The following is a 12194-nucleotide window of genomic DNA, read 5'->3' as shown; positions in this document are numbered from 1 at the left end:
AAGTCCATTTTTTGGACTAGATCCGGTATCAAAACTTGTTAAATATCAATCTAAGTTCCCTTTTCGGAAGAGGGTAGAAAGATGCGGATCATCGCTTCCTTAGAATTTGGAAACTCCAATGTTAATGAACCATGGAAGATCCTCAAAAGTGCACTATGTATTTTTAAACCTTGGCCGGAAGAACGTAAAGATATAAGATCTTTTCCTATTTCGTTTTTGATCTGGATCGATAATCCATTTTCATAACAAATAAGAATCGTAATTTCTGAACGGGCTTCTCCGGAATATTTTACTGCATTGCGTATAGATTCCCTGAATGCGTAGTACAATACTTCCTGCACTTCCGGCGGATAATTTTCCGTTATAGAATTTATATTAGGGTCGATTTTCCAAATTAAATTCGCATCTTTCGCGTCGCTATCTTGCAGTTTTTGTAACATTGGAATTAAACCAATTCTGGAAATTTCCAAACCTGTATCCGACATTTCTCTTAATAAAGAAGATATTCTTTTATGAAGTCCCGTTAAGGCATTTGCATGTTCGGAGTTGAAACTTCCTGATCTATCACTGGAAATCTCTAAAATAAGAGAATGAATTTCCGGAAGTATTTCATCATGCAGGATCTGTCTGGTCTTTTGGTCGGAAAGTCTTTGTTCTTGGATTTTCTTTCTTTGTAGTTCTTCTAAAATATTCCCTGTTTCTTCTAAAAATAAGGTTTGGACGAGCCAGGTTCCGGTGATCCTTGCAATTTCAATTTCTTCTTCCGCGAATAATCCTCCGTTTTCCTTTGGGCCTAGGATTAAATAGGCTTCTCCTGAAAGTACACTTTCTATTTTTACTCGGATCACAAATCCTAAAAACCTGTCTTTGTCCAGGTACTGAATGTTTGGATTTTCGGGAGCCGGATCTAATTTAGAAAATTCAAATGTTTCCGGTGGAATATTTTCCGGATAATGGATATATGTATCGGAGATATAAGGGATTTTTCCTTCGAAGACTAGGGCAGCTTTAGTAGTCTCCAATACATCCTTACATAAATATCCGAAAGAACGTTTGACCGAACCGGAAGATAGGATCCTATTTAATACTTTGTTTTGATTGGAGCTGATCCGCTTATTCTTTTGGATCGTGAAAAATCGGGAGAGAAAAAAGGAATAGGAGAATACGATAAAAATTTCGGCATTAAGATATCCAAGTTTCGCGAGCAGAAAATATAGAACTGAAAGTGTGAAGGCCGTGTAGACGGAATTTTTCCATTCTTGTTTTAAACTGATTTTCGGTAAGATCCTGCCTGTGAGTATTTCATAAGAAGTTAAGGCCCAACCTAAAACTAAAATAGAAATACAGATCAATGCTTGGGTACAAAGTACAAATCCGTAAAAATACTCGGGTTCTTTCTCCGCTTTTAAGATCGGATTTTCTATAAGTCCGAATTCCTCTCCTAGGAATAGAACGGAAACTAGTAACACCACTCCTAATAGAGAAAATCCGATCATTTTCAAGAACGGGACTGCCTTTTGCCTTCCTAATTCGGAAAGGCTATTATCCGAAATTTTAAATAAGAATAAACAAAGTAAGGAAAGTAAAACGCAGGTAAAAATATAGATCAGATAAGCGGATTTGAATGAGACTGGCACAAATTTCCAATATTCAAATAAGCTGATATTCCAGGTTTTAGCCGGGTTATAGATAAGTAGAATGGAGATTGCAACCAATTGGCAAATGGATAGGATATAGAATACGAAAAGAAAGATCCCTTTCTTTCTTAAAAATCCGAAAAACCAAACAATGACTACGAACCATCCGAATGGGATGAGTATGAGTAAAACTAATCCCGGAAAAAAATATAAGATCGGATAAGAAGAAACTACCGAAAATCCGTTCTGACCCAAGATCGCAGAAAAGGAGAATAATAAGGAAGATACGATTAAAGTAAAAATACTGAAATAGGCGGCAGCGTTTTTCTTTTCTAAATTCGTTCCGGTCGTGGATCCCAACCAAAACAGATTTGTGGAAAGAAAAATAAAAACGGAACAGATTAAGATTTCAAGATCTATAGTCAATATTAGGTGTCCATGGAATCCGGTCTCCGGAGGAATTCCTGTAAAAAATTTTTTCGTCTACATCCCATTCTAAAAAACGATTGGATAAAACGATGAGCGCCGCTCTTGTACGGGCCACTTTTTCGTCGGAGTTTGTTTCGTTTAATCCCCAGGCAGAATAAATCTGTCCGTTGATCCTACTAATCGTTCTTTTGTCCTTGAATCCGAAATGTTGTGCGATCTGTTCGTTACTGAATCCTTTTGCCAACATTTCCGCTACGGATCTTTCGTTGGGTTCCAATACTGCGAGAGGAGAATTTTCGTCCTTCTCCCTGACTTCTGTGACTCTGGATTCGATCTCAGGGTCTATAAAACTTTTTCCATCGTAAGCCAATCGAATGAGTGGGACCACCATCTGAGGAAGAAGATAATTCGATTTTCGAACGTACGCATAATGACTTAAGATCCCTGAACTTCTGAAAGTCCTGAAATATTCGTCGCTGTCTTGTATGGAATAGATGACTACGGGTTTACGAGGGAATTCCTTCCGAATGGCGATAATGGTTTCTATTCCGTTCAATTTTCCAGCGAGCCTAACATCCAAAAGAAGAACGTCCGTATCTTCTTCCAGGCAGTAGCGGATGGTCTCTTCGCCCGAGTCACAATCAAATACGGATCTTATTTTTCCGGATTCTTCTAAGCCGGAGATAATCGATTTTCTGAGTTTCAGATTGTCTTCTGCAACCAGTATTTTGAGAGGTTCGGCTTTCATCTGTTCTCGGAATTTTAGGATAGGAAGAACTAGGAGGTCAAGCACTTGAGTGCTTGGTGATCCGCACTTGGAAGGTTGTTTTGTTTTTGAAAAGTCGATATTCTTCGATCCATGAAACGAATTTTAGAATTTTCTTCGGCTTTGATCGCGCTCGTCGTATTTTCCCCGGTTTTACTCGGGATATTTTTGCTTATCTCCGTCTTTGACCATGGTCCTGTTTTCTTCCTACAAGAAAGAGTAGGCTTGGGAAAGAAGTTATTTCGGATCTGGAAGTTCAAGACTCTAAAGGACGGAATTCCGACAAAGGTTGGTTCATTTTTGCGAAGTACCGGTTTGGATGAGCTTCCTCAAATTTGGAATATCCTTAAAGGAGATATGAGTATCGTTGGTCCTCGCCCTTTGACTGAGATAGATATTCTGAGATTGGGTTGGGGAGCAAAGGATTTAGAAAGTAGATGGAGCATTCGTCCCGGGATCACAGGACTTTCTCAATTATACTCCGGAAGAGGATCTAAGTATTCCCTCTGTTTCGATCTTTCTTATCTTAAAAGAAGAAGTTTTTTATTAGATCTTCAGATCGTAAGTTTAACCTTGGCGATGAACCTTTTCGGTAAAAAAAGAATTAGAAATTTATTATGGACTTCCTTACAAAAACGGGACCGCGGTTATTTTTGGGGAAATTGGGCCAAACATTTTAGAAAGAATGCAGATCGTCCTTATCCCATCGTCCAAGAGCAGGTCATCGGTTTTATTCCTCAGAAAAGACTTCCGGTTGCGAAGTCCCTTGCGATCTTTCAATTAGGAGAAGCGGGAGAAGGTAGGATCGCAAAAGATATAGATCATATACATATCTATGGAGTGGATCCGAATTATAGGGAAGCGTTGAAACTATTCGTAAAAGAAGAAGGCAGGCATGCTCGTATTTTAGGAGACTGTGTTCGTGCATTAAGAGGAGAACTGATCCAAAGTAACTGGACCGAAAAATTATTTCTTTTTGGAAGAAGGCTTATAGGTACTAGGCTAAAGCTGATGGTATTACTTGTCGCAGAGGTGATCGGTATCTGCTTTTATAAAAGGATAGCGGAAAAGATCCCTTTCGGTTCCGTAAAGAATGCGCTTCTTCATATCGCGGAGGATGAAGAAAAACATCTGATTTTTCATTGCACATTCTTTAAGATCCGACTCAAAAATCCGATCACTCGAGGTCTTTTCAAGATCGTGTGGAGATTCCTTTCTTTTGTGGCTTGTATTTCGGTTTTACTGGACCATCGCAAAACGTTCAAAGCATTGGAAATTTCGATCAAAGATTGTTATCTTCAATTCATGACTATCTCTCGGAATACTGAGAAAAAGATCCTCGGGACATTTTTTGTTTGAGGAATTCTTTTTATGCATGTGGTTTTAGTGTTTCGAAAGAAAATTTTCGGCTATGGATTTGAATGTGAAGAAGGACAACTAATGTACGAATCGGCTCGTGTTAGAGATCGTTTAGGTCCTTATTTATTAGATAAGCACCTTCCAAAGAAATGTATTGCCGAGAAATACGAAATTTTCGGAGGGACTGTCAGGGGATTTATCGGTTTTTTAGAGGAGGGGTTTTCAATTTTTCCCAAGGATTTAGAAGAAGAAGAAATTGGAACAGGAAAATATTTGAAAATTGGAAACTTATCCGAAGTGGATTATTTTGGCGGGCGGTTTTGTGTTAATAAAAGTGTACAAACATTCTTGGAGAAAAATAATATTAGAACGGATCGGGCAGGGTTTTCTTTCGGGAGGAATTCGTACCTTAGGATTATAAATTAGATAATTATAATATATATTGGATCGGTAACGCGCAACGGATCGTAGCGGAAATCCCGCGAAGCGGATTGGAGCGTAGAGCCGGGTGCTCGCCTTTCGGCGAGCATGCGCCCTGTCCTTAATTCCAACTAAAAGAGCCGGATTTGTCGAACTTGAATAAAACGGGTCCTGTTTCGATCTCAGGAGCCTCGGTGCTTGCCTTTCCACTCAGTCGAAATGCCGCAGACCGTTTGGAAATCGCGTTTGCAATACCTTGGGTAACCGTTCCGAGCGGAAAAGACGTGCGGACACTTAAGATGGATTCTTGTCCTTGGTTTTCGATTCGGACCGGTTGACCCGTTAGGAATTTTTCTTTTTCTAATGTAAGGTCAAATTCAAATTCAGAAAATTGTAATCTAGATGTGGCTCTGTTTTTTAATACGATCTGAAATTCGGTGTCCACTTTTAAGTCGAGTGAGGATATTCCTGCGGCAACTGCCGAACCTGGGGATTTTTTCTGAGGACCGAGTAATGTGTCTAAGAATGACGTGGCTTTTTTAGCCAGGTCTTCCGTGCCTGCGGAGCTTAAGATGGTGGAAGGATCCGGTTTGATAATTTTGAAATTCCGGATCTCTATGTCGGGAAGGACTGCAGGGATCTTTCTTTCTTCTTCGAACGGGAAGTCGAGAGATGCCGCACCTGCAACAGATCTGTATTTTTCAGGGATTGGAAGTGAAACGACTCCTTGCACTTTGACAACCAAGTCGATCTTTCCGGGAACTTTTTTGTAAAGTGCGACTAGATCGTTATAGGCGAATGTTAGATCCACTGGTACAGGTTTGTTGGAATTCCCACCCACGTTCGGTATTTTGGTTTTTGCCTTTGTGAATTGTTGTCCTTCGATGAGGATATTCATTTCCAAATTGGTCGCAGGCAAAGCGATCGGATACGGATTTTTAACTTTTGAATCGACTCTGAGTTTGATCTCGGATAGGTTGATTTCCGCAATGGAAACTTTTTCCAAGATGAAGGAAGGTTTGTCCAGATCTTCGATCTTTTCTTTTACTTTTTTTAGATCAACTTTTTGTAATTGAGCACAACCGAATAGAAGGTTTGCAGCGAGAGTAATCCCGATATAGGTATGTAAGGAAGTTTTTCGGATCATAAACCCCTCCGTAAAGGTGAAGTCTTTATTTAGGATTTACGTAATATTGGGAACTAAGTTTTGGAGACATGGAAATAAAAAATGGAGTTTTCAGATTAGTAAAATGGTTTATTGCAAAGAAAATTTTATTGGGGAGCGATGTTGGAATTCCAACAAAGTATGGGGTAGGAAAGTGGTTGTAAGGATAAGGATTTTGTGATATGGGGGTGCAAGCGTACCACCGCACCGGCCCCCCTTCGCAGCGACAATAGGAGCGAGAAGACGACCGTCTCTGACGAGTCGGTGACCGAGAGAACCGAGGTCAAACGAGATTGAAGATGAAATCAAGTGATGTGATTTCATCGAACGCTTTTTTGGGTACCACCGCACCGGCCCCCCTTCGCAGCGACAATAGAAGCGAGAAGACGACCGTCTCTGACGAGTCGGTGACCGAGAGAACCGAGGTCAAACGAGATTGAAGATGAAATCAAGTGATGTGATTTCATCGAACGCTTTTTTGGGTACCACCGCACCGGCCCCCACCCTAAGTAGGGTGGGGTGCCATCAAATTACTTTTTCTTCTTAGAACTAGTTCCTTTCTTAGGTTTGGATTCCACATCTTGGGCCCATTCGCTAAGAGAAGGTTGATTAGGATTCGTGGAAATAGCCCTGCTTCCGGAATGTCCGCCTTCACTATGAATGGTAGCGGTCATATCTGGACGGAATTTGCCTTCTAGCCAATCTCTGAACTTATCGATACCGCCGAATATGGAAGGAACCACGATTAACGTAACTAACGTGGAGAGGATCAATCCTCCGATGATAGCTATACCCATTGCGGTCCTGGATTTTGCGGCTTCTCCGAGACCTAATGCGATCGGAACGGTTCCCATGATCATCGCGATGGATGTCATCAAGATTGGACGTAATCTTACAAGACCCGCTTCGAAAATCGCCTCGTCTCTTGTGATGCCTCTTTCTCTCACTGCCTGCATCGCATAATCGACGAGAAGAATCGAGTTTTTGGCCACAAGTCCCATAAGAAGGATGAGTCCGATCATAGAGAATATATTCAACATTTCCCCCGTTACGAACAGAGCGAAGAATGCTCCGGAAATTGCAGGAGGGATCGCGAATAAGATCGTGATCGGAGTGATAAAAGATTCATAAAGAGAAGAAAGGACTAAGTAGATGAAAATCAAAGCAAGACCGAATGCCACGATGATATTCAAGAACAGCTCTTTTAAATCTTCCGACTGACCTTGGAAATTAAAACGGACTCCGGGTGGAGGAGGAATTTCCTTGTTCAAGATCTTAGTAGCCTCTTCCATTGCAGTCCCGATCGCACCGCCTGGAGCGAGGTTTGCATTCACTACTACTGCTCTTGCTCTATCGATACGGTTGATCCTAGAAGGACCTAAATTTTCTTTACCGGTACTGATTGCCGCTAGTGGGATCAGTCGATTTGCTATATTCGGGACTTTGGTTTGGCCGTATGCGGCTCTCAAATTCCTTTGGTCGGGCTTAAGCCTCATCCGGACTTCGTATTCGATCCCTTTGTCGTAAAACTTACTAACTTGATCTCCGGCGATCTGGTATCTCAATTCGGAGCCTGCAACTCCCGGAAGAACGCCCACCAATTGCATTTTAGAATTATCTAAAACGATTTGATATTCCGGCTTACCTCCCCTGAAGTCGGAGTCGATATCCGCGAGGTCTTTGATACCTTTTAATCTTTCTATTACTTTTTTGGAATATGCTTCCACTTCTTCCAGGTTATTCCCTTTTAGGACCAATTGGAACGGATACTGCACTCCACCGCCCACTGCGGAATAATCCGAAACTGCAGGCCTTGCGTAATCGAAAGCCTTTAACATTTTACGGATCTCTTCTTTGACGGTAGTAGTATCCCTGGATCTTTTTTTGGAAGAGACAAGAGCGATTGCCAACACGGCTGTGTTCGGTTCTCCCCCATCGGGCTTACCGATGGTGATCGCGATCTTATCCATTTCCGGGAATTTTTGTAGTTCCGCCAACACCTTATCAGAAACTTCCCTGGTTCCTTGTAAGCTAGTACCAGGAGGAAGGTCTAAGGTTACCATAAATTCACCCTGGTCGTTCGCAGGTAAGAATGTCTTTTTCACAAAAGCGCAACTTACGAAGGAAAGGATAAAAATTAGGAAAGTAAGTAGGATAATCTTTCCAGGATGTGCCAATGCATATTGCATCGTGATCTTGTAGATTTTTTCTAACCAATTCTGAAAACGATCGAATGCTTCCACCGCAGCGTTCTTTTTATCATGAGTGAGTTTACCTGCAAAGTAAGCGGACAACATAGGGGCCACAAAAAGACCGTCAAAGAGGGAAATGATCATGGCGAAAACCACAGTTAGTCCGAACTGTTTGAAGAACTGACCTACAATCCCCGATAAAAATCCCACAGGAAAAAATACCGCGATCACGGTTAAGGAAGTTCCGATCACCGCAAGAGCGACTTCCATGGTTCCTTTTTCGGAGGCTTCTAAGACGCTTGCACCTTCTTCCAATTTACGGAAGATGTTTTCTCGAACAACGATCGCGTCGTCGACTAGGAGACCTACCGCGAGAGACAAGGCCAAAAGTGTCATAACGTTTATCGTGAATCCCATGATCCACATTATAATAAATGCGCCTAATAAAGAGTTAGGCAACGCAAGGCCAGTGATGATAGTGGATCTTAAGTTTCCTAAGAAGAAATAAACCGTGATTACCGCTAATAAAATCCCTAATACGATCGCTTCCGTCACGTCTTCCACGTTATAACGGATCCATCTGGAACCGTCTCGAATCAATCTGATCTTAGGTTTACCGGAGAGAGGTTGGATATCCGCATTCAGTTTATCTATCCTTTTTAAAACCTCGTCGGCAACAGCCACGGTGTTCGCACCGGATTGTTTATAAACGTCAATAAATAGCGCAGGTTTTAATTCTTTTTCTACGATAGGCTCTTTGGTCCCGCTGAATTTTGCGAAAGTCCTTTTAATCCTTTTAGGTAACTGTGTCATCCAAGTGAAAGGATGTGTTAGAAGACCTACATCTTCTTCTTCCACCTCGTCACTTTTAGAAGCCCAAAGATAACCTAACGTTTCTTCGTCTTCCGTTCCGTCTCTGACGGAACCGAGTTCCTTGATCAAAACGGAATTCCCGACATCTCCACCGAAAGAGACGATAGTGTTCTCGATCTGGGAAAGAGATTCATATCTTCCCAACGTTCTATAAGAAGTTTCTTTTGCCCCGGAATCGAATTTACCTACCGGAACGTTTAAACCCGCGGTTTTCAGCCTGTTGGCGATCACCACCATAGGCATTTGATAAGAAACTAATTTATTTCTATCTAATTCGATTTGGATCTCTCTTCTTGTCCCTCCGACTAATTTTACGGACCCAACACCGGCAATCTGTTCTAATTTAGACTTAACGGTCTCTTTTGCAAGGTCGTATAACTTTGCTTGGTCCAGATCCGCGAACACCGCAAGACGAATAATAGGTTGATCGGCCGGATCGAAACGAACAACTTTAGGTTCTTTGATCCCGTCGGGAAGTTTAGGACGGACCAATGCGGTTTTATCTCGGAATTGTTGCTCTGCATATTTGATATCCGTAGAAAGAGTAAACTCACCGAAAACAACGGAGACACCTTCCTGGTTACGAGAAGTGATCTTCTTTAAACCGGAGATGGAAGAAAGTTCTTCTTCCAACGGTTTGGAGATCAATTCCTCGATCTCTTCCGGACCTGCTCCTGGATAGATCGTGGTTACGGACACTACCGGAATGTTCACATCCGGAAAAAGATCCACCCCCATCTTGCTAAGGGAGAAGATACCGGTAATCAGCATCAAGATCACGAGACTAGTGATAAAAATGGGACGTTTGATAGAGAGGAGCGCGATATTCAAGGTGCCTCCGGAGTATCCTTACATTTCGAAAATCGAATAAAGGATTAGCTCAGAGGTCCATTGCGATCCATTCCTGAATTTTCGAAAACAAATTCGCGGACCGTGATTCGGAAATTTAGAAAGAAAGGTTTTGGTATCGGACTAAGTGATTTGCTCGGAAATAAGGAGACAAAATCAGAAACAAACGTCATACGAAGTTGGTCGAATGATTCTAAGGTTTCCTAGACGAGAGTCGGTTAGAAAGGAGAAATTTTCGAAATCGATTCGGATAAATGGTCGAGTTTATACTTTTGCACTAGTTTGGGCGACTCCTGACTTTGTCAGGACCGCGCTCTACGCTCAATCAGCGAAGCACCATTACTTTTCCCTGATTTAAAGCCTTCCATCCTGTACGATGGTGCATCGCCGGATTTCCGCTACGATCGCTGTCGCTATTATTCGTCCTCTGTTTCCCTTTTATTCAAAAACTCTCACTCTTCATATTTCACGCGGAGACGCTAAGACGCGGAGGGTTATTTACCAAATTTCTTTTCTCTAAGCATGATCCGTCCCACTTAGAAAATCGTTTTGAAAAAACATTTTTTACATTTCCTCACATCTACTTGCGAATGAAAGAGGATTCCTGCTCAAAGTAGAATGAATTCATTAAAATTTCATTATACTTTTATGTAGTTAATTGTACTTTTTAGGTTTTCACAATACCGAATAGCCGCAAATTCCATACTAAAATATCCTCGAATGCAAATCCAACATTCCAGATTATACAAAAAGATCGAAAAAGTATCGAATAAAACCCTGACTGCAATTATCATCCTTCAATACGTACAATTACGGATTTTCAAAAGAAGACGAAAAAAAATAAAAACAATATAGAGAGTTCGCAATTAGCAGCGAGGTAAGCAGGAACTCCTACAACTCACGATTTAAAATAAAGCATTAGTAAATTCTACGAATCGCTTGAGAGATCCTTTGTACGTTATCCTTAGTTAAGTTCGGATAGATCGGAATACAATGGCCTCTTTGGTACAGCCTTTCTCCGTTCGGAAAATCAGAATTAGAAAGTTCTAAAATATGATGGATCGGTTCCGCAACCGTTCTACGAGTGCCGATTTGTAAAGAACGGAAATATCTTTCTACCTGTTCGTAATTCCCCGGAGCTAATATCACAAAACGATTGAAAGTTTCGGAATTCGGATCGTTAAAGTGAGAGCCCACTTGGGAACCCTGGATGGATTGCAAATACACCTGAGCGATCTTTCTTTTTCTTTCTAAGATCACGCCTAGATTGGACAATTGTTCGATCCCTAAAGCCGCTTGGTAATCGATCATATCGTAATCTAGTCTTGGTTGGCCTTCTTTACGCGGATAAGGATCTTTTCCATCTTTTCTAGCTCTGATCTTTTTTGCCAAAGAATCATCATCCGTACAGATCAAAGCCCCGTTCCCGGTTGTGATCAGATACTCGATAGAAAGCCCACAGATGGAAATTTTTCCCTGTTTTCCAGGGGTAAACGTTTCGGTCCTTGCGCCCACGGCTTCCGAAAAATCCTCGATCACGGGACGATTTTTGAAATCGTATTTGGAAAAATCCGCTAATGAGCCGAAGGTATGATCCACAACCACTGCTTTTATGGATTCGTCTTCCAAAGCGGTAGCCAATCTTTCCGGACAAATATGGAAAGAATGTTTTCCCATATCCACGACTACGGGTTGGGCTTGCATTAAGAAAATTGCATCTAAGGCAGCAAGAGGCGCGAACGTGGAAATAGCGATTTTATCTCCGGGCTGGATCTCCAGCGCCAATAAGGACAAATGATAGGCTGCAGTTAAGCTGTTTGCAGAAACAACCTGTTTGGTCCTGAAAGTGGAAGAGAAAGCCTTCTCAAATTTATGGGTCACAGAACCCGAAGAGAGATGGTCTTCTACCAATGCTTCCAATACGGTTTTCAGGTCCTCCCGAGAAAGAGTGGGTTTATGGAATTCGATATCGGTTTTTTTCCGGCTTGGTTTCTCTAAAACTTCGGTTTCCGCGCTCATCTTCCCCTTCTCAGGTTCCAGTAATTTTATTATGTCGCATTGTAACCCATGTACTCGGCCCGTAAAGATTTTTTTCAAAATCCCCGGACCCAGAACGATCTAGGACACGTATCGCAAATAATCAGAATACCAGCGGAAATGTCTAGACGTTTTCGTACAAGAAAAAAAAGGGAGGATTAATCTCCGAAAATTTTGTTACGGATCCCGATCCAGATCTCCGGCAAATAAGCCCCGATAAGGATTAGGGTCAGTCCCGTGTAGGTCCATTTATTAAAATAAGACTCACCTGCGAAGCGAAGAGTAGCCACATTGATGATAGTTGTCCACCATCCGAGTAAAATAAGAATAAGACCTATAAAATTCGGAAAAAGAAAACCTATAATTTTACCCATAAAAAACCTCTGAGAATAAGGGACTGAAACGAGAGAATTATCGAGATCCGATCTTACTCATCAAGTTGTTTTTTGGGACTTTCATCGAATTCA

General features: G+C 41.6%; 7 protein-coding genes. 1 reads left to right on the top strand and 6 read right to left on the bottom strand.

Annotation, left to right across the window (positions count from 1 at the left end; all coding sequences use genetic code 11):
- Positions 1–50 precede the first annotated feature (50 nt).
- Complete coding sequence (locus tag AB3N61_RS15125) at positions 51–2063, bottom strand: ATP-binding protein (protein WP_367897984.1); 2013 nt, start codon at positions 2061–2063, stop codon at positions 51–53.
- Positions 2047–2814: a response regulator gene (locus tag AB3N61_RS15120; protein ID WP_367897983.1), complete on the bottom strand. Its 768-nt coding sequence runs from the start codon at positions 2812–2814 to the stop codon at positions 2047–2049. The genes AB3N61_RS15125 and AB3N61_RS15120 overlap by 17 nt, the downstream gene beginning before the upstream one ends.
- Before the next feature lie 111 nt (positions 2815–2925).
- Here AB3N61_RS15120 and AB3N61_RS15115 point away from each other — a divergent pair, with 111 nt between their 5' ends.
- On the top strand, positions 2926–4191 hold the full coding sequence (locus tag AB3N61_RS15115) for a sugar transferase (RefSeq protein WP_020769339.1): 1266 nt from the start codon (positions 2926–2928) through the stop codon (positions 4189–4191).
- Between the two features lie 541 nt (positions 4192–4732).
- Here the strand turns inward: AB3N61_RS15115 and AB3N61_RS15110 are convergent.
- From AB3N61_RS15110 to AB3N61_RS15095, 4 genes are all read right to left on the bottom strand, one after another.
- Positions 4733–5758 carry an LEA type 2 family protein gene (locus AB3N61_RS15110; RefSeq protein WP_367897982.1) on the bottom strand — a complete coding sequence of 342 codons (1026 nt, stop codon included), beginning with the start codon at positions 5756–5758 and terminating at the stop codon, positions 4733–4735.
- A 548-nt stretch (positions 5759–6306) separates the two neighbouring features.
- On the bottom strand, positions 6307–9672 hold the full coding sequence (locus AB3N61_RS15105) for an efflux RND transporter permease subunit (RefSeq protein WP_367897981.1): 3366 nt from the start codon (positions 9670–9672) through the stop codon (positions 6307–6309).
- Between the two features lie 936 nt (positions 9673–10608).
- A complete protein-coding gene (locus AB3N61_RS15100) occupies positions 10609–11709 on the bottom strand; it encodes a DegT/DnrJ/EryC1/StrS family aminotransferase (RefSeq protein WP_020769187.1) in 1101 nt (366 codons plus the stop codon).
- 176 nt (positions 11710–11885) lie between these two features.
- On the bottom strand, positions 11886–12101 hold the full coding sequence (locus AB3N61_RS15095) for a hypothetical protein (RefSeq protein ID WP_020769084.1): 216 nt from the start codon (positions 12099–12101) through the stop codon (positions 11886–11888).
- Between the last annotated feature and the right edge of the window lie 93 nt (positions 12102–12194).

Source organism: Leptospira sp. WS58.C1 (assembly GCF_040833995.1).
GTDB lineage: Bacteria > Spirochaetota > Leptospiria > Leptospirales > Leptospiraceae > Leptospira_B > Leptospira_B cinconiae.
This window is presented reverse-complemented; position numbering and strand designations above follow the sequence as displayed.